Below are 410 nucleotides of genomic sequence, written 5' to 3'. Positions count from 1 at the left end.
CGAAGCCGCGCTGACGACGCGTGGGGAGCTTCTTCCATTCGCCCTTGCCGAGCACCTGGAGGAAGCCCTGGTTCCAGCGCGTGCGCTGCTTGTAGAGGCTCGTGAAGGTTCCGGGCGTCTCCTCGCGCGTCACGACGTCGGGGGAGTAGGCCACGACGACCTTCGCGCCGGCGCTCGAGAGCCGAACGCCGAGCTCGCAGTCCTCGGCGAGGCAGTTCGCGTCCCAGCCGTCGGACCAGTCGAGCCATTCGCGCTTCACGAACACGGTGTTGCCGCCGAGCGGGATGAAGCGGGACTTCGCGTGGAAGTGCAGGCGGGAGCGGAACCAGAAGTAGTACTCGAGCACGTTGCGCAGCGACCACCAGCTGGACTGGAAGTTCATGAGCTGCACGCCGCCCTGCACCACGTCG

1 protein-coding gene is annotated in these 410 nt (G+C 67.1%); it reads right to left on the bottom strand.

The window, feature by feature from the left end; all coding sequences use genetic code 11:
• On the bottom strand, nt 1-410 hold a 410-nt coding region (locus tag HO151_RS02850; protein WP_173894543.1), incomplete at both ends, for a glycosyltransferase.

This window comes from Streptomyces sp. 8P21H-1, assembly GCF_013302945.1.
The sequence above is the reverse complement of the archived record's forward strand: the minus strand, read 5'-3'. Positions and strand labels throughout refer to the sequence as shown.